Source organism: Pedobacter frigoris (genome assembly GCF_005116445.1).
GTDB lineage: Bacteria > Bacteroidota > Bacteroidia > Sphingobacteriales > Sphingobacteriaceae > Pedobacter > Pedobacter frigoris.
Window position 1 is genome coordinate 45,234 of the sequence record NZ_SWBQ01000008.1, and the last position, 22,979, is coordinate 68,212.

Annotated in this window: 22 protein-coding genes; 13 read left to right on the forward strand and 9 right to left on the reverse strand. The window is 41.2% G+C overall.

From position 1 onward, the window contains the following. Position 1: 1 nt before the first annotated feature. Positions 2 to 1,825 (reverse strand): ABC transporter ATP-binding protein, encoded by a 1,824-nt coding sequence (locus FA047_RS19805; RefSeq protein ID WP_136837856.1) that lies wholly within the window; start codon positions 1,823 to 1,825, stop codon positions 2 to 4. 122 nt (positions 1,826 to 1,947) lie between these two features. Between FA047_RS19805 and FA047_RS19810 the strand changes: the two genes are divergently transcribed. Then, positions 1,948 to 3,054, forward strand: a complete 1,107-nt coding sequence (locus FA047_RS19810) for a glycosyltransferase family 2 protein (RefSeq protein ID WP_136837833.1) — start codon at positions 1,948 to 1,950, stop codon at positions 3,052 to 3,054. Here the strand turns inward: FA047_RS19810 and FA047_RS19815 are convergent. Together FA047_RS19815 and FA047_RS19820 are read right to left on the reverse strand one after the other, a co-directional pair. After that, positions 3,041 to 3,832, reverse strand: coding sequence for a glycosyltransferase family 2 protein (locus FA047_RS19815; protein WP_136837834.1), 792 nt, complete (start codon positions 3,830 to 3,832; stop codon positions 3,041 to 3,043). The two genes, FA047_RS19810 and FA047_RS19815, sit on opposite strands and share 14 nt — an antisense overlap. Before the next feature lie 3 nt (positions 3,833 to 3,835). After that, positions 3,836 to 4,618 carry a glycosyltransferase family 2 protein gene (locus FA047_RS19820; protein WP_262710004.1) on the reverse strand — a complete coding sequence of 261 codons (783 nt, stop codon included), beginning with the start codon at positions 4,616 to 4,618 and terminating at the stop codon, positions 3,836 to 3,838. Positions 4,619 to 4,791: 173 nt separating this feature from the next. Here FA047_RS19820 and meaB point away from each other — a divergent pair, with 173 nt between their 5' ends. The 7 genes from meaB to recG all read left to right on the forward strand — a co-directional run bounded on the left by meaB (position 4,792) and on the right by recG (position 11,984). Beyond that, complete coding sequence (gene meaB, locus FA047_RS19825) at positions 4,792 to 5,682, forward strand: methylmalonyl Co-A mutase-associated GTPase MeaB (RefSeq protein WP_136837836.1); 891 nt, start codon at positions 4,792 to 4,794, stop codon at positions 5,680 to 5,682. A 288-nt stretch (positions 5,683 to 5,970) separates the two neighbouring features. Then, positions 5,971 to 7,308: an OmpA family protein gene (locus FA047_RS19830; RefSeq protein ID WP_136837837.1), complete on the forward strand. Its 1,338-nt coding sequence runs from the start codon at positions 5,971 to 5,973 to the stop codon at positions 7,306 to 7,308. Between the two features lie 89 nt (positions 7,309 to 7,397). Continuing rightward, positions 7,398 to 8,366 carry a glycosyl transferase family 90 gene (locus FA047_RS19835; protein ID WP_136837838.1) on the forward strand — a complete coding sequence of 323 codons (969 nt, stop codon included), beginning with the start codon at positions 7,398 to 7,400 and terminating at the stop codon, positions 8,364 to 8,366. A gap of 77 nt (positions 8,367 to 8,443) precedes the next feature. Further along, complete coding sequence (locus FA047_RS21075) at positions 8,444 to 8,563, forward strand: DUF6728 family protein (RefSeq protein WP_317130925.1); 120 nt, start codon at positions 8,444 to 8,446, stop codon at positions 8,561 to 8,563. 15 nt (positions 8,564 to 8,578) lie between these two features. Beyond that, the gene (locus FA047_RS19840) at positions 8,579 to 8,959 is read left to right on the forward strand and encodes a RidA family protein (protein ID WP_136837839.1); all 381 of its coding nucleotides are present in this window, start codon (positions 8,579 to 8,581) and stop codon (positions 8,957 to 8,959) included. 4 nt (positions 8,960 to 8,963) lie between these two features. Next, entirely contained in the window at positions 8,964 to 9,875 is a 912-nt protein-coding gene (locus FA047_RS19845) for an EamA family transporter (RefSeq protein ID WP_136837840.1), read from the forward strand. Between the two features lie 3 nt (positions 9,876 to 9,878). Further along, a complete protein-coding gene (gene recG / locus FA047_RS19850; RefSeq protein ID WP_136837841.1) occupies positions 9,879 to 11,984 on the forward strand; it encodes an ATP-dependent DNA helicase RecG in 2,106 nt (701 codons plus the stop codon). On the opposite strand, the gene FA047_RS19855 is transcribed toward recG, so the two are convergent. The 4 genes from FA047_RS19855 to FA047_RS20590 all read right to left on the reverse strand — a co-directional run bounded on the left by FA047_RS19855 (position 11,981) and on the right by FA047_RS20590 (position 14,941). Beyond that, positions 11,981 to 13,210: a serine hydrolase domain-containing protein gene (locus tag FA047_RS19855; protein ID WP_136837842.1), complete on the reverse strand. Its 1,230-nt coding sequence runs from the start codon at positions 13,208 to 13,210 to the stop codon at positions 11,981 to 11,983. The two genes, recG and FA047_RS19855, sit on opposite strands and share 4 nt — an antisense overlap. 87 nt (positions 13,211 to 13,297) lie before the next feature. Further along, on the reverse strand, positions 13,298 to 14,044 hold the full coding sequence (locus FA047_RS19860) for a LytR/AlgR family response regulator transcription factor (RefSeq protein ID WP_225872804.1): 747 nt from the start codon (positions 14,042 to 14,044) through the stop codon (positions 13,298 to 13,300). Position 14,045: 1 nt separating this feature from the next. Next, on the reverse strand, positions 14,046 to 14,723 hold the full coding sequence (locus tag FA047_RS19865; protein WP_169304466.1) for a sensor histidine kinase: 678 nt from the start codon (positions 14,721 to 14,723) through the stop codon (positions 14,046 to 14,048). Between the two features lie 56 nt (positions 14,724 to 14,779). Then, the gene (locus tag FA047_RS20590) at positions 14,780 to 14,941 is read right to left on the reverse strand and encodes a hypothetical protein (RefSeq protein WP_169304467.1); all 162 of its coding nucleotides are present in this window, start codon (positions 14,939 to 14,941) and stop codon (positions 14,780 to 14,782) included. 281 nt (positions 14,942 to 15,222) lie between these two features. On the opposite strand from FA047_RS20590, the gene fumC reads away from it, so the two are divergent. Genes fumC through FA047_RS19885 form a run of 4 tightly spaced genes read left to right on the forward strand, consistent with a single transcriptional unit; the run spans position 15,223 to position 18,397 of the window. Then, a complete protein-coding gene (gene fumC / locus FA047_RS19870) occupies positions 15,223 to 16,620 on the forward strand; it encodes a class II fumarate hydratase (protein ID WP_136837844.1) in 1,398 nt (465 codons plus the stop codon). A gap of 20 nt (positions 16,621 to 16,640) precedes the next feature. Next, the gene (locus tag FA047_RS19875; RefSeq protein ID WP_136837845.1) at positions 16,641 to 17,135 is read left to right on the forward strand and encodes a fumarate hydratase; all 495 of its coding nucleotides are present in this window, start codon (positions 16,641 to 16,643) and stop codon (positions 17,133 to 17,135) included. Positions 17,136 to 17,147: 12 nt separating this feature from the next. Next, positions 17,148 to 17,951: a S1/P1 nuclease gene (locus FA047_RS19880; RefSeq protein WP_136837846.1), complete on the forward strand. Its 804-nt coding sequence runs from the start codon at positions 17,148 to 17,150 to the stop codon at positions 17,949 to 17,951. Further along, positions 17,951 to 18,397 (forward strand): low molecular weight protein-tyrosine-phosphatase, encoded by a 447-nt coding sequence (locus FA047_RS19885; protein WP_136837847.1) that lies wholly within the window; start codon positions 17,951 to 17,953, stop codon positions 18,395 to 18,397. Before FA047_RS19880 ends, FA047_RS19885 begins: the two co-directional genes overlap by 1 nt. Here FA047_RS19885 and FA047_RS19890 read toward each other — a convergent pair. Together FA047_RS19890 and cphA are read right to left on the reverse strand one after the other, a co-directional pair. Next, entirely contained in the window at positions 18,394 to 19,095 is a 702-nt protein-coding gene (locus tag FA047_RS19890) for a hypothetical protein (protein ID WP_205943360.1), read from the reverse strand. The genes FA047_RS19885 and FA047_RS19890 overlap by 4 nt on opposite strands. Positions 19,096 to 19,147: 52 nt before the next feature. Next, positions 19,148 to 21,763 carry a cyanophycin synthetase gene (gene cphA / locus FA047_RS19895; protein WP_136837848.1) on the reverse strand — a complete coding sequence of 872 codons (2,616 nt, stop codon included), beginning with the start codon at positions 21,761 to 21,763 and terminating at the stop codon, positions 19,148 to 19,150. 340 nt (positions 21,764 to 22,103) lie between these two features. Between cphA and FA047_RS19900 the strand changes: the two genes are divergently transcribed. Then, positions 22,104 to 22,979 (forward strand): cyanophycinase, encoded by an 876-nt coding sequence (locus FA047_RS19900; RefSeq protein ID WP_136837849.1) that lies wholly within the window; start codon positions 22,104 to 22,106, stop codon positions 22,977 to 22,979.

The window sequence follows — 22,979 nt, forward strand, 5'->3', positions numbered from 1 at the left end:
TTTAACTAAACGTTTGTAATTGTATTAGTTTGTTGTATAAGCCATTGTGGTCAACTAATTCTCTATGCGTACCTTTTTCAACAATCTGACCTTTATCAATCACCAGAATCAGGTCTGCGCCATGTATCGTACTTAACCTGTGCGCAATTACAATTGATGTGCGGTTCTGGGTGAGTTTGTTTAATGCATCCTGAACAAGTTTTTCTGATTCCGTATCCAAAGCAGACGTCGCTTCATCCAAGAGCATAATTGGAGGGTTAGAAAGAACAGCTCTTGCAATACAAATGCGTTGTCGTTGTCCGCCAGATAAGCGATTCCCCCTATCACCTACGAAAGTATCATAGCCGTTTTCGCTTTGCAAAATAAATTCGTGTGCATTGGCGATTTTCGCAGCAGCAACTACTTCTTCAGGAGTTGCCTCTGGTTTCGAAAAGGCAATGTTGTTAAAGATGGTATCATTGAACAATAAAGATTCCTGATTAACGAGACCCATCTGTGAGCGAATACTTTCTATGGTTAAATCGGTATAGGGATGCCCGTCTATCTTAATTGTTCCGGACTTTGGATCATGAAAACGTGGGATAAGATCCATTAACGTACTTTTTCCACCACCAGAAGGTCCTACCAACGCAATGGTTTTGCCTTTTTCAACAACAAGATTAATATTTTTCAGGACGTCTTTGTTTCCATACGAAAACGAAACATTTTCAAGAACCAGCGAATTCTGAAAAGAATTTATTGTAGTTGCATCTGGCTTGTTTACCTGTTCAGATTTTGTATCGATTAACTCCAGAACGCGTTCTCCGGCGGCTATACCTGAATGTATTCCTGCAAAGGAATCAGTAAGGGCTTTTGCCGGTCGCATGACTTGCGAAAATAAGGCTATATATGCTATAAATTGCCCAACAGAAAGCGCATCCGGTTGCTTGCTCAAAATTAATGAGCCGCCATACCAGACAATAAAGGTTACCATGACAACGCCCAGGAATTCCGAGACGGGCGAACCCAGTTGTTGTCTTCTTACCATTTTTCTATTTAGATTGGAGTAGAAAACATTTTCCGCATGGAATTTATCTTTAATCCTTTGTGTGGCATTAAACGCTTTGATGATTTTTATCCCTCCGAGGGCTTCATCCAAAGAGCCGATCATTTTGGCAAAAGATTCATGTGATTCCTTTGCCTGTCGTTTTAATCTTTTTACAATTTTACTAATGATAAAAGCAGATACCGGGATCACCATTAACGAAAATAAGGTCAGCTTTACAGATATCATTAATAAAGCAATAACATAAAATATAAGTGTAAGAGGCTCTTTAAATACAACCTGCAAGGTATTGGTGACTGTAAATTGGACAACCTGTACGTCTGAGGATACCTTTGAAATGATGTCGCCCTTACGTTCATTGTTAAAATAGCCGACATGAAGGTTCATGACGTTGTTAAACACTGTTTTACGAAGATTGAGCAGGGTGTGGACCCGTAAATCTTCCATTATTCTTTGAGAAAAATATTTGAAAATATTTGAAAGCAGAACGGAACACAAAATAATCAGACATATGTATCCTAATGTCGGCTGTTCGCCATAGGTAGCCACAGAGTAGTTGACGAATTCCTCAAACCTCGTTATCAGATCAAAAGAATGTGTGGTTTTTGTCGGATCAGGCAACTTCTCTGTAGTTTTCGACATCATTACACTAAAAAGTGGTGAAAGTAAAGTAAGGTTTAATACGCCGAAAAAAACTGCAAGAAAAGTGGTAATTACGTAAGGTATGGCAAATTTTTCTATGGGTTTTGCGAACGATAATAATCTGAAGTACGTTTTCATCATAATGATAAGTGTTTTGTTGGTTTTGCCCGATTTTGATAACAGTAGCATTAACCAGCCTGCAAATGTACGGACTATTTAGCTTTTTTATTTGCTGAAAAAACGCTGTATATTTGCTTTTCATGCACAATGTGAACTCGATAGATGTCGTAATCCCTTCTTTCAGATTAAATGAAGAAATCCTATTAGGGATTTTTGACGTGGACCATCCCGTTGGATTTACAATTAATTTTTATGTTGTTGCCGATAATCCTGGTTTGAAAGTTCCGGCTTCGATAGTTGAGCTTTCAGAAAAGGGGTTGATTATCCTCGTGGTAAATCAAGTAAATCTCGGCTTTGCTCAAACACGTAATAAGGGGATCATGATGGGCAAAGGTAAATGGCTGCTTTTGCTTGACGATGATATTGTGCCCGATAAACATTTGTTGACAGCTTATGCTGACGCGATTGCAGAACATCGTGATGCGATTGGTTTTGCAGGAGTGACTAACTTTCCGGAAACATTCAATTCAGCGACAAGAGCCATGGAACTTCATGGACTTACCGGTCATTTTAAAGCCGCAAAAACGCATAAAAAATTGATGTGGGTGCCTACAGCAAATGTCATGCTGAACAGAGATAAGATGGATCCGGCATTGTTCAATGAAAGTTTAAATAAAGGCGGAGAAGATATTGAGTTTTTGGTGAGAAATGTTAACCTGTTTGGTGAGCAATACATATCGGTTCCTCTTGCATCAGTTACGCATCCCTGGTGGGACAACGGCGCTATTCAGACTGAAAGGCAATTCCGTTATGGTGTTGGTGCGGCTCAAATTGCAGCGACTCCCACAATTAGTCCTTATACTTATCATGATTTTACAAATACGGTAGAAACACTATTATTGCTTTTATTGGCATCGCCTTTCATTATTTTAAATTGTTCTTTATACTCCTTTTTTCTGATCTGTTTAATTTTTGTTGGAGCGGAATTTTTAACCAATGCAACTAAAGCAATATTTAAGACGTCGGGCTTTTCTTTAGGATTGATCATAAACCTGTTCTGGTTAAAGAATTGTTACGAGGCCGGATATTTATATGAAAGTATAAGGAGCGGACGTTGGAGCGGTTTTGCTGAGCGGATTGAAATGGGTTTTGTGAAGAAGAATCCAAGCTGGTTCAGGTTAAATAAATGGAAAATCATCAAAACCTGTCTGATTATAATTGGTCTGCTATTGGCTACAATTGTTTAATGCCATTTTTGCATTTTATTGTTCCGTCTTTAATAACCGCTAAATATTTTTTATAGTTCAGGTCTTCGTTATGGCGTGAGTTGATTTTATGATAAAGATGGAAGCATATGGCCTTCATTTTTAATTGCCGCTGCTTAATTCCCAGATTGGTGAGCCGGGCAGCCAGCTCAATGTCCTCATGTCCCCAACCCTGCAAGTCGTTGTTATAACCGTTTACGTCGACAAAATCCTGCTTCCAAAAGGAAAAGTTACAACCTCTTAAATTGTTGGATTTCAATTGATCGCCTCTGAACAGTGGAGCGAATAACGGCGATCTGGTCGCATTGATTTTGCTGCCTACGCCCGAACTGAAAACATTTATTTTTGGATTTTGAGTTTTTAATATTGTTTGAGTGCGTTCGGCAGACAGCATTGAGCGGCTGCCTTTGATGTAATGCCCTTGCATTGCTTCGCTGCGGTGGTCGGCAATAAATTTTGGGTGCAGGACAATGTCGCCATCAATCTGGATGATGTGTTCCCCATTGGCAGCGTTAATTGCTCTATTCATTACAATGGTTTTTCTAAAGCCATCATCCTCTTGCCAGAAATGAGTGACAGGAATGGTTGTCATTAGTTTAAAGTCGTCTATCACGGCTTTTGTTGCTGGCCCGGAGCCGTCGTCGGCAATGAGAATTTCAACAGGAAGAACAGACTGCGCCAATACACTTTTTAAGCTAACCAGAAGGGCTTCCGGCCAGTTGTAAGTAGAGATAACAAGTGAAATGGATGGGCTTTGCATTAGCTAAGTGTATTGATTAATACCATGTTCAATATAAGTCGTTTTGTTGGTAATGGCATCTTTAAACTTCCTCGTGTTTTCCTCCAGGAAGGTTTTAGCGTTTTCTTTATGATAAATGTGGAATGCGATTGCTCCCAGTTTTATAAAGCGTTTTTGGAGACCTGTATTTAATAAGCGAGCGATAAACTCTTTGTCCTCTGGTCCCCAGCCATTAAAAGATTCGTTGTATCCATTCACCTTGATTGCGTCTTTACGCCAATAGGCCATGTTGCAGCCATGAATTTCGTAAAGTTCATAACCCTTTATTTTATAGTCATTCTCAAAGTGTTTCCATAGAAAAGGCATTCTAAGCGCACTGAAGACATTGGTAATGCCTTTACTAAAAGCACTGATTTTATATTTTTTGGAAGCGAGCATCTCTTCCGAGATCTCGTCGTTGATGTAAATCCTACTTGCCCGAACGAATGAGTTGGCCTTCGCAAATTTCACGTGATCTTCTATGAATCTTGGGTGCATGATGATGTCACCATCGATCTGTACGATGTAATCGCTGCTTGCTTTTGCTATGGCCTTATTTCTGATTTCTGCTAGCCTAAACCCATTGTCTTCCTGCCATACATGATGGAGGGGGATTTGGGAAAGCTTTGCATACTTTTCTATGAGTGCTTTTGTTTCAGCACCCGATCCATCGTCGGCTATAACAATCTCGTTGGGTAATACTGTTTGATTTAGAGCGCTCAAGAGTACAACTTCTAATGCCTCAGGCCAGTTATAAGTAGAAATCATCAGTGAAGTTGTAGGGTAGTTGCGCATTATGATTTATTCATTAAATAATTTCATTTTTTCGATTAACCGAGGGCGGAATCTCTCATTGGGGTTGCTGCGCCGTTTGCAAATATAAAATTTAAAAAATCTTATTTATAAATTCTAATATTTGTAGAAAACAAGCCTAAAATCTCATGCAAAATGCAACAGCACTTGTCGAAGGAATGAAAAAAGGGGATTTTATCTCCCTTGCCAGGGTTTTAACTTTGGTAGAGAATGATTTAGAGCCTTATAAGAAGATTCTTTTTAAGCTGCAAATCAATCCAGATGTTCCCGTGATAGGTATCACAGGGCCTCCGGGTGCTGGGAAAAGTACGCTGGTGAATGCCATTACTGCCCATTTGAGTGATTTAGGTAAGAAGATTGCCATTCTGGCTGTAGATCCGACCTCTCCATTCAATTTTGGGTCTTTGCTGGGCGATCGCATCAGAATGTCCAAGCACTTTAACAACCCTAAAATCTTTATTCGCTCTTTAGCTACACGAGGCGCCCTGGGAGGGATTTCAGGGAAGACCATTGAAATGGTGGATGTGCTTAAGTCATCTGGATTTGACCTGATCCTGGTCGAAACAGTTGGCGTGGGGCAATCTGAGGTAGAGATAGCAGGGCTTGCCGACAGGACTGTTGTCGTCCTGGTTCCTGAATCCGGTGATGAGATTCAAAACATTAAATCCGGGTTGATGGAAATCGCTCAGGGATTTGTGGTGAATAAAGCAGACAGGGAGGGGGCTGATGCATTTGCTAATAATTTGCAGAAGCTGGTACACCAGCAACATCAGGATGTCCCGGTATTTAAAACAGTTGCGGACAAAACGGAGGGGATTGTTGAATTATGCAATTGGCTAATGTTACCCATTTTGGCAGACAATGAGCGGAAGGCTTTATTGATGGCAGAGAAAGTTTTTAGAATCATAGCGCATTATCGGATGCAGAATATTAATAAAGCGAAACTGAGGGCTGAAATAAGTGTAGGGATGAAGCTATCAGATTTCAATATTTATCGGTTTATTGATGGTCTGATTTGACGGATACACACTTTTGGTCATCCGCTCCATTTAGAAAATGTCTCAAAAACAGGACTGATTTGTATATAGCATTAGTACAACTTTACATACTTTTTTTGTTAAATTCCTTTTTATGATACATATTGCAGGATATCTATAAAATAATTTAGCCTGAAATGGCTAATTATTGATATTTACGAACTTTGGAACGGAGTTTGTACAAGTGTTTTGAGAAATTAAAAATTTGTTTAATTTTGCTACACAAAAAACAATACAATTAAAATTTGTTTAACCTTAAAAAAGAAAATTATGAATTATTCTACTTTAAAAAAGGGTCTAGCAGTTTCTTTTGTTGCATTAATGGGAGCTACGTCTCTAGCTAATGCTCAGGAATCTGCGACTTCGTCTTCTGCCAAGGTATTTGGTGGGAGAAGCCAGTACAGAACTTGGTCTCTAGGTGTTAACGGTGGTGTTTTATCTCCATTTGTTGTAACTGGTGGATCAAACGACTTTACTAACTGGGAGCCAAACTTAGGTTATGGTATCTCATTGAGAAAACAATTAGGTCATGCATTTGGCTTAGAAGGTAATGTTTTCCGTGGAAAAGTTTCTGGTACTAACAAAGACGCTAACGCTAGCGGAGTTGTTAATGGTATCAGTGCTTTTGAAACTGAACTTGCTTATTCAGCTGATTTAAGAGGTGTTGTTAATGTTGCAACTGTTGACTTCTTACGTCGCGAGAACTCTGTTAACTTCTTCGTAACTGCTGGTTATGGTGTTGCTGCTTACAGAGCTGCTTTAAACGGTGCTGATCCTAAAGATTTGGGAGAAGTTTACGGTGAAGACGGAGACAAAAAATACATCAAAGAAGCTTACATCCCTGTAGGTGCTGGTGTTAAATTTAAAGTTTCTGAGCGTGTATCATTTAACTTAGGTTATACAATGCACTTCTTAGACGGAGATAACTTTGATGGAGTTTATGCTAAAGGTACATCTAAAGATAAATTCTCTTACGGATATGCTGGTCTAGAATTCTCATTAGGTTCTAGCGCTAAGCCAAACTTGGATTGGGTTAACCCACTTGCTTTAATGTATGATGAATTGAAAGATCCTACGTTACGTCAAGAAGTTGAAGCTTTAAAAACTCGTGTATCTGCTGTTGAAGCTTCTGTTGAGGCTTTGAAAAAAGATAGCGATGGTGACGGTGTTTCTGATCAGTTTGACAAATGCCCGGGTACTCCTGCTGGTACTGCAGTTGATGGTTCAGGATGTCCTCTACCTAAAGCTCCAGAGCCTACTACAGTTGCTACAAGCAATTTAACTGGTTTTGAAACTATCCAATTTGAATTTAACTCATCAGTTTTGAAAACTGAAGCTTACCCTACTTTAGATAAATTATCTTCAGTATTGCGTGAAAACGGTGGTAAAGTAACTGTTAACGGTTATGCTTCAAGCGAAGGTACTGCTGCATACAATTTGAAATTATCTAAAGACAGAGCTAACTCTGTTAAAACTTACTTAGTTAACTCTGGAGTTAACGCTAGTCAAGTTGCAACTAAAGGTAATGGCGAAGCTAATCCAATTGCTTCTAACGATACTGAAGAAGGTCGTATCCAAAACCGTCGTGTTGAATCAGCTAGAAACTAAGAATTTCTAACAACAATACTAAGAGAGGGCTCCATTATTGGAGCCCTCTTTTTATATATAATGACCTCTACAATTAGAATAGCTTAGTAATGCGCACACCATTAATCTTCCAGCAAGTACAATTGATAATTAAGAAGAATAAGCTTTCATATTATACAGTAAGCTTTATCAGGTGGGTAATCCCAGCTATATTTTATCGTCGTCAGCTTACAAAGAAGTTAGCGGTATTAAATAAATACGATATGGCTGACGTAATGGAGCGTGTGAATTACTACAATAAATTAGAAAGAAATATCCCGATAGGAAAAGGATCGATACCTGTTAAGGATCTCAGAAAGTTCAAAAAGCCTAAGGCATATTACTTTGATACCTTTGAATACGCACGTTATTTTAACCCTTTCTTCAGACTCAATTTACTCATTGGGGATATTACTTATGTAGCTGGATATCCTACGATTCAGAAGAGCAGGCCTATTGGTAAGGACAATGCTAACGGCGTACTTTTAAAACTGGATAAGCATCGTCATTTTATTTTTTTAAATGATCAGGTTAAGTTTGAGGAAAAGAAAGATGTGCTAATTGGCAGGGCCGCAATAAGACAACCTCATAGGATGAGATTTATGGAAATGTATTTTAACCATCCAATGTGTGATCTGGGGCAGGTTAACAAGAGTGGAGGAAACATCGCCTGGCTTAAACCTAAGATTTCCATTACGGAGCATCTTCAGTACAAGTTTATTTTAAGCTTGGAAGGATACGATGTAGCGACGAATCTCAAGTGGATCATGTCATCCAACTCTATTGCGGTAATGCCAAAGCCGAAATATGAGACTTGGTTTATGGAGGGATGTCTGGTGCCCGATTTTCATTACATTTTGATTAAAGACGATTATTCTGACCTTGAAGAAAGGCTTCTGTATTTTATAAATCATCCAGATAAAGCACTTAAAATTATTAGCAATGCCAATGACTATGTAAAGCAGTTTTTGAATAAAGACAAAGAAGATCTGATATCAATATTGGTTTTGAAAAAGTATTTTGAATGTACTTCCAGTTAAATTGAATCTGGTTGTATTAGGATATGAAACAGGTAATAAATTGTATTTAGGACTATTTTATCTAAGTTTGTATTGTTATGTATTTTTTTAGAAAGAAAGACCCTAACCAGCCTAACAATATTAATATTAAAATAATGCATATTATTAATGCCACGGCGATTATTGCTTGCTGCAGGTATTTTATGGAAATTAATTGATTGGATTTTACTGAAATGAATAAAATAATAAACACTACAAATGCACCGGCACCTATAGGGCCTTATAACCAGGCAGTAATTGCTAACGGTTTTTTATTTATGTCTGGCCAGGTGGCAATAAATCCGGCTAACGGTGAAGTTGTTCAATCTTCTATCGCAGAAGAAACACATCAGGTGATGAGAAACATTAAATCGGTTTTACTGGAAGCAGGCTACGGGTTTGAGGATGTTGTTAAGACGACTATTTTTCTTTCTGATATGAGTCTGTTTGCTGAAGTGAACGATATCTATGGTTCTTATTTTGAGCACAATTTTCCTGCACGTGAAACTGTAGCTGTTAAAGGGCTTCCTAAGGGCGTGAATGTGGAGATATCCATGACTGCTTACAAAGGTTAAGGCTGTGCCTAAATCGAATCTGAGGTATTTTTTTGCCGGCATACTATCATTTGCTATATGGGGTTTTTTTTCAATTCCCCTTAGAAATCTTAAGGAATTTCCTTCAGAAGAGATTCTATATTACCGGATATTTACTTCGCTGGTATTTATCTGGATTGCAATTCTCCTTTTTAGAAGGAAGCAGTTAAAGGCCGATATTCAATATTTAGCAGGTGCGACCAAAAAGAAAAGACAGACCATTGGGCTGCAGATCGCAGTATCTACTGTTTTCCTGACCTTAAACTGGTATACTTATATCTATGCAGTGAACAATGTCAGTCTGCAATCTGCGGCATTTGCATATATGGTTTGTCCATTGTTGACTGCTTTTGGCGGTTTTATTCTGCTAAAGGAAGAACTGTCACGACTAAAGCTCATCTCGCTTGGGATTGCTTTGCTGAGTATATTGCTGTTGGCTACAGGATCCTTGATAGAAGTAGCCTGGTCGGTAATTATTGCCCTGCTCTATGCATTCTATTTAATCCTGCAGCGTAAAATGCAAAATCTGGATAAGTTAAATGTGCTGGCGGTTCAGATTGGTGTAGCGGTATTGCTGATGTTACCTTTTTATTTATCCAAGCACGGGGATTTTCCTGCAAGCTTATGGTTTTGGGGTAATATTTCAGTAGTGGCTGTTGTGTTTACAATTATCCCTCTTTTTCTAAGTCTTTATGCTCTGATTGGAATCCCTTCATCGACATTGGGGATTATCATTTATATTAATCCAATCATTGCTTTTGCAGTGGCCGTATTGTATTTCAATGAACACATAGATACGCATAAACTATTTGCCTATTTACTGCTCATGGTCTCAGTATTTGTGTTTAATTGGGGCATCATCAAAGATATGCTTAACTTTAGGAGAAAAACTGTTTAAACCTTGTTTGCTGCTACTTTAGATACGACTATAGAATTTCTTAAGGGCGTAGGTCCTAAGCGTGCTGAGCTGTTTCAAAAAGAGCTGGGTATTTTTACCTACGATCATTTGTTGAATTACTACCCTTTCAGGTATATTGACAGGACGAGGTTCTATAAGATCAACGAACTCGATCCTGATTTGCCATATGTTCAGATTCTTGGCAGGATAACCAGCAAAGAGATCATTGGTGAAAAGCATAAGAAGCGCCTGGTCGCCAGACTAACTGATGAGACTGGTACGATAGAACTGGTGTGGTTTCAGAGTTTGAAATGGGTAGATGAGAATCTGAGCAAAGGAAAAGTTTACATTGTGTTTGGCAAGCCTGTAGTATTTAATGGCTCATTTAGTATTTCTCATCCGGAACTGGAAAATTATCCAAGGCCAGCGACTATAACCGGTAATCTGAGACTACAGCCTGTATACCACTCTACAGAAAAACTGAAGAAGTTTTTTCTGGACAGCAAAGGAATACAGAAACTCCAGACCCAGCTCATTGAGCAGCATATCAAAGAAGTGAGGGAAAGTCTGCCTCTGCATGTTCTGGAAAAATATCATATGATATCCAAAAAAGAGGCACTTCTAAACATCCATTTCCCCAAGGATGTGAAAGCCTTAAAAAGCGCTGAAAGAAGACTGAAATTTGAAGAGTTGTTTTTTATTCAATTGCAACTATTACACACCAAGCAGCAAAGAGAGTTGCGCTTTAAAGGACATGCCTTTGGTGCTGTGGGTGATAAGGTAAACACATTCTATAAAGAAATACTTCCATTTGAACTGACGAACGCCCAGAAGCGGGTCATTAAAGAAATACGTCTGGATACACAGCGTGGAATTCAGATGAACCGTTTGGTTCAGGGAGACGTTGGGAGCGGTAAAACAGTGGTCGCCCTGATGAGTATGCTTCTTGCCAATGATAATGGATTCCAGGCCTGTATGATGGCTCCTACGGAGATATTGGCCAGGCAACACTATGAGTCCATTGCTTCATTGGTAAAAGATGGACTGGTAAGCGTAGCGATTCTGACCGGCAGCTCGACTAAAAAGCAAAGAACACAACTGCACAAAGAACTGGAAGCAGGTGAGATTGATATTCTGGTCGGTACTCATGCGTTGATAGAAGATAAAGTTGTGTTTAAGAACTTAGGTCTGGTTGTGATCGATGAGCAGCATCGTTTTGGTGTGGAGCAGCGAGCTAAATTATGGAGAAAGAATGTCATCCCTCCGCATATCCTGGTGATGACTGCTACCCCTATTCCCCGTACTTTGGCGATGACTTTGTACGGAGATCTCGACGTCTCCATTATAGACGAATTGCCTGCAGGAAGAAAACCCATTGACACCAGGCATTTGTATGAAGGACAGCGTTTGCGGATGTTTGGTTTCATGAAGCAGGAGATCGCTAAAGGCAGACAAATCTATATCGTTTATCCGCTAATCAAGGAAAGTGAAAAATTAGACCTGTTGCACCTCGAAGCAGGTATAGAACAGATGAGGTACCAGTTTCCACTCCCGGATTACCAAATCAGTATTGTTCATGGCAAAATGCCCAATGCGGATAAGCAATACGAAATGCAGCGGTTTATAGAAGGAAAGAACCAGATCATGGTGGCTACTACGGTGATTGAGGTTGGTGTAAATGTGCCAAATGCTTCGGTAATGATCATTGAAAATGCTGAGCGCTTTGGACTGTCGCAGCTGCACCAGTTGAGGGGTAGGGTGGGTCGTGGTGCGGAGCAGTCTTTTTGTATCCTGATGTCTGGCAATAAGCTGAGCAAAGAAGGTAAGCTGCGTTTGGAAACTATGGTTAAGACCAATAACGGGTTTGAGATTTCAGAGATAGACCTGCAGTTGCGCGGCCCCGGTGATATCTCCGGAACACAGCAAAGTGGGGTGCTGGATCTAAAGCTCGCGGATCTGGCTACAGACCAGCTTATTTTACAAGAAGCAAGATCAACAGTAATGGAGATTCTTAAGGCAGATCCTATGCTGGAAGAACCCAATAATAGCCTGCTAAGGACATACCTCGCTAAAAGAAGCAGAGGTATAGCCTTTGACAAAATTTCTTAATCCTCGTCGCTTCCCGGAAGAGAACCTGAACCTGAATAAGCACCCTTGCGGATTACCGGAACTTTCATATGTTTATATAATTCATCGAGGTGTAGCAAACTTCCATTAGTCAGGTTGCCCAGGAAAATGATGACAATATTCTTCTCAATATCACGCACGTAGATGTGCCTGAAACCGTGCCACCATCCAGTATGGTAAACGACCTTTTTTCCTTTATCCCCGTCAAACATTCTCCAGCCATAGCCATAATTAAAGTGTCCGTTGATCGCTTTATTGCGGCCCTTATAGGCTGAGTCCAGGCTTGCTTTCTTTAGTAATCTTCCATTCTTCAAAGACTTGTCGAATAAAACAAGGTCGTGCAGTGTACTGTAAATCCCTTTGTCACCTACGGGGCCATCCAGGAAGTTTTGTACCACTGAATACCTCCAGGTACGGTCGTGACCAATCACATCAACAGGTATTTTCGGGTATACCGTAGTAGAGTAGACATGGGTATTTTTCATGCCTGCCGGTTTAAAGATGTTTTCCATCATGTAATCCGCGTAGGTTTTGCCAGTTACCTTTTCTATGATTGCGGCAAGTACCATATAGTTGGAGTTGTTGTAGTGAAAACGGTTATCCGGTTTCGCATAAGGGTTTGGTTTTTTCTCGGCGATGACCTGCATGACATCCTGATTGGATACTCCTTTTTTCATGTCGCGCTTTTCCTTACGCCAGATGTCATCGATGAAATACACATAATTCATCATCCCGCTGCGGTGCGAAAGGAGCATCTTTACCTTAATCCCATCATATGGAAAGTTGGGGTAAAACTTTTTTACGTCATCATCTAATGAAAGCTTACCTTGTTCCACCAATTGCATAATGGCTGTACCTGTAAAAGGTTTGGTTACAGAAGCGAGCTCAAACTCTGACTTTATTTTTAAACTGTCGCGGTGCAGGTAATCTGCCCAGCCAATTGCTTTTTCATACAGGATTTTGCCGTCTTTAGCAACCAGCATATTGCCGTTAAAACCATATTTCTTGTGCAGGTTGTATACGAAATCTGCAATCCATTTATCTCCTTTAGCAGGATTGTAAGCCAGGAGCGTGCTGTCGGCTTTATCATCATCTGCGGTGCGCTCTTTACTTGGTTCCTTTAGGGTTGCGCTTTTTTCTGAACTTGAACAGGCTGTAAATAAAAAAGTGGCCATTGCGGCCGCAGCAAGGATATTACGATAATTCATGAATTGTGTGTGTACAGTTTAAAAAGTCGAAAATTAAGGATTTTTAACCCTTTAAACGTAAAAGAGTTTTAAACATTGTTAGGTTTCTTACTTGTTGAGGAGGTTTTTTACCCGCTCACGGTTGGGTTTGGAAACCGGAATTTTGTAACCTTCTGTTAATAAGAGGGTACCGCCATCTTCTTTAAGCCAGCTCTTTACGAATGCTGGATTTACGAGGTGCGACTGGTGGCTGCGGATAAATCCATTCGGCTGCAGCATGTCGGCATATTCTTTCAAAGGTTTGGAAACCATGATCTTTTCTCCTGAGGTCAGGAAGAAATTGGTGTAGGTATTGTCTGCTTCGCAGCGGATGATTTCGCTGACCTGTACATACCTGATTTCCTGAAGTTGGGGAAGCGCTATTTTGGGGGGAGCGCTATCCCCTTTTTTTATCAGGTTTAGCAGAAAGTCCAGTTGCTGGTTCTGTTTTTTTTCCCGGATCTTAAGCTCGGCTTTGCCGACCGCAGCAATCAGTTCATCTATGTCGACGGGTTTTAGGAGGTAATCCAGTGCGGCGAATTTTACCGCCTGAATACCGTAGTGGTCATAAGCTGTTACAAATATGATTTCGAAGGATTTGTCGGGCAATAAATTAAGCAGATCAAAACCGGTATGTGTTCCCATTTGTATGTCGAGGAATAGCAGATCCGGCCGATGATTTTTAACAGAGATGGCGGCCAGTTCCACATCCTTTTCCACGGCGACAATCTCTACCTGACTGCAATGTTTTTTTATCAGTGCGCTGAGGTTTTCGAGGTTTGCGGGTTCATCGTCTACTAAAATCGCTTTCATCATCTTACAGCCAGTTGGTTAAAGTAATGACGACGGTTGTCCCCTCATTCCCACTATTGATATTCATCATCATCTTTGTGTGTTTATTGATAGAATTGAATAAAGCGATGCGGCTGCGCATGAGTTTTATGCCATGGCCTTCACTTTTACTGTTTGCCTTGAAACCATGCCCATTATCAAAGATGGCGAGGGTAAGGTCGTTGCCTTTGCTCGAAAATTTGATCATGATATTTCCCGGTTCCTTTAAATTGGCAATTCCATGTTTCACGGCATTTTCTGCAAAAGGCTGGAGCAGCATCGACGGGATTTCAATATTCTCCGTATCCAGCGTATATTCCGCATCAATCTGGAAGGTAAACCCAAATCTCAACTGTTCCATCTGCAGGTAATCGTCCAGCAGGCGCATTTCTTCTGCTATGCTGATCTGTTCTTTTGCTTCCAGTACATTGCGGGTCAGACGTGCAAATTTTCCGAGATAACGGTTGGCATTGTCGATGTCGTTCTTGTTCATTAGGTTCTGGATGCCGGCAAGGGCATTGAACATGAAATGAGGATTGAGCTGTGACCTGACTGTGCTCAGCTTCATTTTTTCCACTTCTTTCTGTTGCTTTTCCCCAGTTGGAAAGACTCTTTTGTAGAGAAACATGATGACCAAAGTTACTACTGTTATAACGACCATCATAAATACGAGTGAAATTATTATGAGAATAATCTCTTGTAAACCCATCATTGCCAGAATCATCTAAAATCCTCCTTTTTAAAACCAGTGTTCTTTTTCATTAGGTAACGGATCAATAAAACCAATGCGGTTATGACCAGGATTAAAAATGTTCCTCCGATCGCCAGTATCATCAGTTCAGCAAGACCAAACATGGCTGCAATTTCGTTTTTTATCATCATTTTCGATTAATTTAGAAGCTCAAAACTATGTTAAGGTTTAGCTTATAAAAAAGGCCAAACAGTAAAGTGACCAAACAGACCAGTATTTGCCGGAATTGAAAAAGTATTCAAAACCCGGCTGGTTCTTATCCATTTTTCACAGCGATGCCAACATGTTCTTCAGATCCTAAACTTTCTGCCAAAATAAGGAGAATTTCTCTGCCTGTATTCAACATCTGACAATAAACACATCATTAAAAATTATAAAAATCTTAAGTTTGCACCTATAAACTTAGAACACTATGAATTTTAGAATCGAACACGATACGATGGGTGAAGTACAGGTGCCTGCTGATAAATATTGGGGTGCTCAAACTGAACGTTCAAGAAATAACTTTAAAATAGGTCCGGAGGCTTCTATGCCAAAGGAAATCATACATGCATTTGGTTACCTGAAAAAGGCAGCAGCCCTGGCTAATACTGAGCTTGGTGTTTTATCTGCAGAAAAAGCAGAACTGATAGTTAAGGCCTGTGATGAAGTCATCGCGGGAAGTCTTGATGACCAGTTTCCATTGGTGATCTGGCAAACAGGTTCGGGTACTCAGAGTAATATGAACGGTAACGAAGTAATTGCCAATCGTGCTCATGTTCTGAATGGCGGACAACTAAGTGATGATCAGAAAATCCTTCATCCAAACGATGATGTCAATAAATCACAATCTTCAAATGATACCTATCCGACTGCGATGCACATCGCGGCATACAAACAAGCAGTAGAGGTTACGATTCCAGGATTAGAAAAGTTACGCAATACACTGCATGAAAAAGCGGTAGAATTCAAAGACATTGTTAAAACAGGCCGTACCCATTTTATGGATGCTACACCTTTGACACTTGGACAGGAATTCTCCGGTTATGTTCAGCAAATAGACAATAGCGTCAGAGCAGTAAAAAATGCGCTGGTAATGATCAGCGAATTGGCACTGGGTGGTACAGCGGTAGGTACCGGACTGAATACCCCTAAGGGATATGATGTGTTGGTGGCAAAAAAGATAGCCGAACTGACAGGCCTTCCATTTGTGACTGCCCCGAATAAATTCGAAGCTTTAGCAGCACACGATGCCATGGTAGAACTTTCAGGAGCATACAAGCGTACTGCTGTTTCGTTGATGAAGATCGCGAATGACGTGAGGATCCTGAGTTCAGGCCCACGTTGCGGTATCGGAGAGATCATCATTCCTGATAATGAGCCGGGATCGTCAATTATGCCGGGTAAAGTGAATCCTACCCAACCGGAAGCTATGACTATGGTCTGTGCCCAGGTAATGGGTAATGATGTTACCGTGAGTATAGGCGGCAGCAATGGTCATTTTGAACTGAACGTATTTAAGCCGGTAATGGCAGCCAATGTATTGCAATCAGGCAGACTGATCGGTGATGCGTGTGTGTCCTTTAATGATAAATGTGCAGTAGGTATCCTGCCTAACCTGCCTGAGATTAAGAAACACCTGCAAAACTCACTGATGCTGGTTACAGCATTGAACCCGCATGTGGGTTATGAAAATGCAGCTAAGATTGCTAAGAAAGCTCATAAGGAAAATAAGACGCTGAAAGAAGCTTCTGTTGAACTTGGCTTGCTTACAGCAGAACAATTTGATGAGTGGGTTCGTCCTGAAGACATGGTAGGTAGTTTAAAGTAATCAATCATAAAATACCCTGTATGTTTAGAGTCCTCTTTTCCCTTTTGTTTGTTACTGTTCTGGCTGCTTCGTGCAGAAGATTGCCGGACATTCAGGGAAAGGGTGAGGGATTTTTACAGGGTATCTGGAATCAGGATAGCGTTGCCCATGCAGAGAAATTATTGAGTTACACACTTCATAACTTCAAGTTTACCTGCGATTCTTTTTATGTGGATATGGTGACACATTCAAAGGCAAACTACTATTCTGATTCCTGTTTCAATAACGGTGTCTGGAAAGAATACGCAAAGGGCACTTATCAGGTTAGGTCAGATACCCTTTTTCTGCTGGGCACCTATACCAAGGCCAATTACAAGCAAAAGATTTCCGGGTGTTATCAGATCGGGCAGTACATTAAGCGTTTTAAGGTCATCTACGCTGAGAAGGACGAGATGATATTTGAAAGTATAGAAAATCAGCGCGAGTTAAATCTTAAATTAAAACAGCCGATCACCTGCATTCCCAAAGCACTATAAACAAATCATAAGATGAACAAATTTTCGATCAGTAAAACCATTAAAGTAATTGCTTTTGCAGCTATTGCCTACATGCCTTTAAATGCAAGCGCATGGGGGATGCTGGGTCATAGGATAGTAGGTCAAATTGCCGAAAGCCACCTGAGCGCCAAAGCGCGTAAAGGAGTAAAAGGAATATTGGGAAATGAAAGCCTGGCGATGGCAAGTAACTGGGGCGACTTTATCAAATCTGATCCTGCATATAACTATTTGTACAACTGGCATTTTGTAAACCTGCCTGGCGAATTGGATCAACAAGGAGTATTTAGTTTTCTGGATTCAGATAAAGAGGCCAATGTGTACAACAAAACGATAGAGATGATCTCTGTTTTGAAGAATAAGCAAAGTACTACTGATCAGAAAATACTGGCCATGCGTTTATTGGTGCACCTGGTGGGTGATTTAAATCAGCCTATGCACACTGCACGTAAAGAGGACCTGGGCGGCAATAAAGTATTTGTAACCTGGTTTGGTGAGAAATCAAACCTGCACAGGGTATGGGATGAGTCATTGATCGAGTATCAGCAACTCAGCTATACCGAATATGTAGCGGCTATTAATTTTCCAACCACTCAGCAATTGAGCACCTGGAAAAACAATTCTTTAAAGGATTTTGTATACGGATCTTATCAGGCCTGCAACAAAATTTATGCATATACCAAACCTGAAGATAAGCTGAGTTATAAATACAACTTCGATTTTGTAAACATGCTGAATGAGCAATTGTTAAAAGGTGGTGTTTGTCTGGCCAACATCCTAAACGACATCTATAAATAATGAAGATTTTGATGGTATGTCTGGGTAATATCTGCAGGTCACCTTTGGCCGAAGGCATTATGCGTCATTTGGTTGACGAGCAGGGTCTGGGCTGGCACATCGCTTCGGCTGGTACCGGCGACTGGCATGTAAATCAGCCGGCAGACAGAAGGAGCATCGCTGTGGCTAAGAACTTTGGCTATGACATTTCTAAACAAAGGGCCAGGCATTTCAATAAGCAGATGTTTGACGCTTATGACTACATACTCGTAATGGATCAGAACAACCTGAGGGATGTTTTAAGGCTTGCGGATGATCATGAACAACGGAAAAAGGTAAAGCTGTTTCTGACAGAAGAAAATGAGGTGACAGATCCTTATTTTGATGACAGGTTATTCGAGCCTGTTTTTCTGGAGATAGAAGAGCGTTGCAAACAACTCATACAAGAATTAAAGCCGTTGTCTTAATAGACCGCGGCTTTTTGCTGACTGGAAAGTGCCGCTTTTTGCTGATTGGAAAGGTAGATATAATTGAACATACAAAACGATGCTATTGCCCCGAAGGTGTGCCAGAGAAAGTGCGTGCCAAAATCGACCCATAGCCATTTGTCGGCAATGCGGAAGGTAAGTGCCAGGACGAATGACAACAGTGCAAAACCTACCCATCTGCCATGCATCCAATTGGTATGAATCAGATAGGCTACCGCCGGGCCTAGCACCAGTGTGGCCATCATCGCATAGTTGATGTTAATGAACAAATGCGGGTCTGTGTTTATCAGAATATCCTTTAAAAAGAACTGAGCGAACACATATGCAACTACGATCAGCAGCGCAAAATACCACCGGATCAGCTTAGATAAAAAATACACACCTGCAGAAACACAGAGCAGCATGATGGGCAGCCAGTCCATCATAATAAAAACACTCCATTGGCGAAGCCCATGGTATACCGTTCCGCCGATGCCTCCGATGTATAGCAATACCAGTGCGACACTTAAGAATACATGATCCTTATAACTTCCCCATAATCTGACAGTCCAGTAAAAGGCTATAGCAAGAAAAAAGCAGGAAGTAATGGCATTCAATGGTTCAGGAAAGAACTGGCTCATATTGGTTTCAGCATATGTGATTCCACCATCAGGAGGGGCTTGGTTCAAGGTCATCATAGGATGCATATTTTTTTAACAATAACAAGCCAGTTTTTTCAAATGTTTTAATCTACACCCCAAATTCTTTATCCAGATATTCCGATACCTTGCCAATGGCATTGTCAATGGTGTCACTTAAAATTGTAATGTACGAGCCTGATTTTGCAGTCGCCATGAGGTATTTCAGACAATCATCACCATTGTTATTGATGATGATCTCCATATCAGGCTTTACTTCCTGAATTCCCTGTAGCAGCAGGTCAATCAGGTCTTGCTGTTTACGCCCGCGCAGGTATTTCTCCTGACAGATGATGATTTTATCAAACATCTGTGCCGCGATGCGTGCCGTTTCCAGGATGTCGCTATCTCTCCTGTCGCCTGTTGCAGAGATCACACCAATATGTTCCGTGGCTTCTATAGACTGCAGGTAATTCTTGATGCCGTTAAAGCCATCAGGATTGTGTGCAAAATCAACCAGTACTTTAAATTCCTTGAATTTGAAAGTGTTCATCCTTCCCGGTGTCTGGGCAGCCGAGGGAATGAAAGTTTCCAGCGACATGCGGATGTCCTCAATTTTATAACCCCATAAGAAAGTAGCCAAAGTAGCAGCCAATACATTCTGGATCATAAAGTCGACACTACCACCGAAGGTCAGGGGAATATGGGTCACTTTTTCTACCCGTATTTTCCAATCTCCTTTTTTGATGGTAATATATCCATTCTCATATACAGCGGCCATACCGCCTTTTTTACAATGCTCTATAATTACCGGGTTCTTTTCATCCATGCTGAAATAGGCGATATTACAATCCGCATTGTTGGCTATTTTAATACAGTACTTATTGTCGGCATTCAATACGCCCCATCCGGTTCTTTTCACCGCACCAATGATCACTGCCTTTACTTTAGTCAGGTCATCCAGCGTATTGATGTCGGAAATACCCAGGTGATCTTCCTGTATATTGGTCACGATGCCAATGTCACACTTGTTGAAACCAAGTCCGGCCCTGAGTATGCCGCCACGAGCCGTTTCCAGTACTGCAAACTCGACTGTCGGATCCCTTAAGATAAACTCCGCACTCACCGGGCCTGTGGTATCACCTTTCATCAGCTTGGTATTCTGCACGTAGATGCCGTCGGAAGTGGTAAATCCGACCCTTGTGCCATTGCTCTTCACAATGTGTGCAATCAGCCTTGTCGTGGTTGTCTTGCCATTCGTTCCCGTTACTGCGATAATTGGTATCCTGGCAGATTTTCCGGGAGGATAGAGCATGTCTATTACCGGAGCGGCTACGTTTCTTGGCAGCCCTTCACTAGGTGCCAGATGCATGCGGAATCCCGGAGCAGCATTTACTTCCAGTACCACACCGCCGTTTTCCGGCAAAGGCTGGGTCAGGTTCTCGGCCATGATGTCGATGCCGCAGATGTCCAGGCCAATTACCCTGGAGATGCGCTCGGAGATGAAAACGTTCTGCGGATGCACCAGATCCGTCACATCTATAGATGTTCCGCCTGTGCTGAGGTTTGCGGTAGATTTTAGGTATACGATCTCACCATTTGGCGGAACAGAATCCAGTGTATATTGTTTTTTCTCCAGCAGGTCTAGCGTGTCACGGTCGACGGTAATTTCGGTCAGCACATTTTCATGTCCGTAGCCACGTCTCGGGTCTTCATTTTCTTTATTGATGAGTTCCTGTACCGTCTGCTGCCCGTTTCCGGTTACATGCGCAGGTACACGCAAAGCCGCGGCTACCATTTTATGGTCGATGACCAGCACCCTAAAATCATATCCGGTAATGAATTTCTCGATGATGATTTTCCTCGAATACTGCTTCGCATATTCAAAAGCAGCGGCAGCTGCTTCATCCGTTTTCACATTGATGGAAGCGCCACGGCCATGATTGCCATCCAGGGGCTTGAATACCAGTGGGTAGCCCACCTTTTTGATGGCATCAGGCAGATCGGCAATGTCAGAAATGGTTACACCTTTGGCAACAGGAATTGCCGAGTCCTGCAGCAGGCGTTTGGTTTCATCCTTATTGCCGGCAATGTCGACGGCAATAGAGTTAGTTTTCTCGGTCATAGTCGCACGGAAACGCACCTGGTTCTTGCCATAGCCCAGTTGTACCAGCGAACTTTTGTTGAGCCTGATCCAGGGAATATCCCTTGAAATTGCCTCATCAACGATAGAACCTGTACTCGGCCCAAGCCTTTCCATTTCTCTCAGTTCACGCATGCGCTGGATATCACCTTCCAGATCGTACTCCTGATTATTGATCAGTGCCTCAGCAATCCTGACAGAAGCTTCGGCAGCATATGCTCCCGCTTTCTCCTCAATGTAGCTAAATACTACATTATATATCCCCTCGGTCTTGGTTTGGCGTGTTCTTCCAAATCCGGTATCCATGCCTGCAAGAGTCTGTATTTCCAGTGCAATGTGTTCAATGACATGCCCCATCCAGGTACCTTCTTCCACTCTGGCCAAAAAGCCGCCGGGTTCAGCTTTCGAGCAGCGGTGCGAGTGCAGGGAAGGGATCAGTTTTTCAATCCTTTCTCTGAAACCATCAATCAGGTTGGTAGGGCTCTGCTCCATTTCTTCGAGGTCGAGCCTCATCTGGATCAGTTTTTTTCTGTTTATAGACCATATATTTGGTCCACGCAGCACCTGTATGCCTAATATTTTCATAAATAATATGTCTTGTTTCGTTAGTTTCTTAATTTTTCCCAATCGCCGGCAAAGCAAGGCACGAGCCTTATGCTCATGTCATTGTGAGTTCCCATAACTCAAATTGGCATCAATTTGTTTTTAATTCTTAAGCTCGGATTACTTTCGTTGGTTGGAGATATTAAAGTATAAAAAATAATTGAGATGTTGTGAATATATTTCAGCAAGGTAATTTAAAGATAAAGTTTAGATGATGATATTGTTAATAAGCCCTAAATCATGGATAAGTTTTTAAAAAAATGTTCGTGATTGCTGGACAGTTTATCTAAGTTTGAAATTATTGAAAATGTAAACACTTAAAATGGCTCCGAGGGGTAAATTAATTATTATAGGGGGTGCAATAAATACCGGAAGTTTTACGGAAACACAGTTCGGGTTGCCTCAAAATATGAACTTTTTTGAAAGGGGTATTTTAAAGAAAATTACGGTTGAATCAGTTAAGGATACCAAGTCGCGTTTTGAAATCATTACCACAGCATCACTCATCCCTGAAAAAGTAGGAGAAGAGTACATCAAAGCATTTGCTCAGCTGGATGTTCATGATGTAGGTGTGTTGAACATCAGCAACCGTGAACAGGCCAATGCAGTTGAAAATTGTGAGCGTGTGAAAGCGGCCGATGTAGTGATTTTTACTGGAGGAGATCAGCTTCGCCTGTCATCTATATTTGGCGGAACAGCTTTTAATCAGATCTTGCTTGATAAATATACAAATGAAGAGATTGTTATTGCAGGAACTTCAGCAGGTGCTGCGGCAAGCTCTAAAAATATGATCTACCAGGGCAGTAGTAAAGATGCTTTGCTAAAAGGCGAAGTGAAGATCACCGGCGGATTGGGTTTTATAGATGGCGTTATTGTAGATACACATTTTGTACAGCGCGGAAGAATCGGCAGGTTGCTTTACGCCGTGGCAAGTAACCCAGGTATTTTGGGGATTGGCCTTGGCGAAGATACCGGACTGTATATCTCTGGTGGGAATGTGATGGAAGCTATAGGAAGCGGCATGGTGATCCTGGTAGATGGACGCCATATGGCAGATACCAACCTGACCGATGTAGAAATGGGTCAGCCCGTTTCCATTAAAAATATGGTGGTACACGTGATGTGTGATGGAGATACTTATAATCTTACTAAGCATCAACTTACTATTCACCATCCCAAAGTAGTTTCATTAGATTAA

What these genes read in the sequence shown, in the direction of transcription:
- FA047_RS19805 (WP_136837856.1), bottom strand. Translation starts at nt 1,825, where the DNA reads ATGAAAACGTACTTCAGATTATTATCGTTCGCAAAACCCATAGAAAAA.
- FA047_RS19810 (WP_136837833.1), top strand. Translation starts at nt 1,948, where the DNA reads ATGCACAATGTGAACTCGATAGATGTCGTAATCCCTTCTTTCAGATTA.
- FA047_RS19815 (WP_136837834.1), bottom strand. Translation starts at nt 3,832, where the DNA reads ATGCAAAGCCCATCCATTTCACTTGTTATCTCTACTTACAACTGGCCG.
- FA047_RS19820 (WP_262710004.1), bottom strand. Translation starts at nt 4,618, where the DNA reads ATGATTTCTACTTATAACTGGCCTGAGGCATTAGAAGTTGTACTCTTG.
- meaB (WP_136837836.1), top strand. Translation starts at nt 4,792, where the DNA reads ATGCAAAATGCAACAGCACTTGTCGAAGGAATGAAAAAAGGGGATTTT.
- FA047_RS19830 (WP_136837837.1), top strand. Translation starts at nt 5,971, where the DNA reads ATGAATTATTCTACTTTAAAAAAGGGTCTAGCAGTTTCTTTTGTTGCA.
- FA047_RS19835 (WP_136837838.1), top strand. Translation starts at nt 7,398, where the DNA reads ATGCGCACACCATTAATCTTCCAGCAAGTACAATTGATAATTAAGAAG.
- FA047_RS21075 (WP_317130925.1), top strand. Translation starts at nt 8,444, where the DNA reads ATGTATTTTTTTAGAAAGAAAGACCCTAACCAGCCTAACAATATTAAT.
- FA047_RS19840 (WP_136837839.1), top strand. Translation starts at nt 8,579, where the DNA reads ATGAATAAAATAATAAACACTACAAATGCACCGGCACCTATAGGGCCT.
- FA047_RS19855 (WP_136837842.1), bottom strand. Translation starts at nt 13,210, where the DNA reads ATGAATTATCGTAATATCCTTGCTGCGGCCGCAATGGCCACTTTTTTA.
- FA047_RS19860 (WP_225872804.1), bottom strand. Translation starts at nt 14,044, where the DNA reads ATGATGAAAGCGATTTTAGTAGACGATGAACCCGCAAACCTCGAAAAC.
- FA047_RS19865 (WP_169304466.1), bottom strand. Translation starts at nt 14,723, where the DNA reads ATGATGGTCGTTATAACAGTAGTAACTTTGGTCATCATGTTTCTCTAC.
- FA047_RS20590 (WP_169304467.1), bottom strand. Translation starts at nt 14,941, where the DNA reads ATGATGATAAAAAACGAAATTGCAGCCATGTTTGGTCTTGCTGAACTG.
- fumC (WP_136837844.1), top strand. Translation starts at nt 15,223, where the DNA reads ATGAATTTTAGAATCGAACACGATACGATGGGTGAAGTACAGGTGCCT.
- FA047_RS19875 (WP_136837845.1), top strand. Translation starts at nt 16,641, where the DNA reads ATGTTTAGAGTCCTCTTTTCCCTTTTGTTTGTTACTGTTCTGGCTGCT.
- FA047_RS19880 (WP_136837846.1), top strand. Translation starts at nt 17,148, where the DNA reads ATGAACAAATTTTCGATCAGTAAAACCATTAAAGTAATTGCTTTTGCA.
- FA047_RS19885 (WP_136837847.1), top strand. Translation starts at nt 17,951, where the DNA reads ATGAAGATTTTGATGGTATGTCTGGGTAATATCTGCAGGTCACCTTTG.
- FA047_RS19890 (WP_205943360.1), bottom strand. Translation starts at nt 19,095, where the DNA reads ATGATGACCTTGAACCAAGCCCCTCCTGATGGTGGAATCACATATGCT.
- cphA (WP_136837848.1), bottom strand. Translation starts at nt 21,763, where the DNA reads ATGAAAATATTAGGCATACAGGTGCTGCGTGGACCAAATATATGGTCT.
- FA047_RS19900 (WP_136837849.1), top strand. Translation starts at nt 22,104, where the DNA reads ATGGCTCCGAGGGGTAAATTAATTATTATAGGGGGTGCAATAAATACC.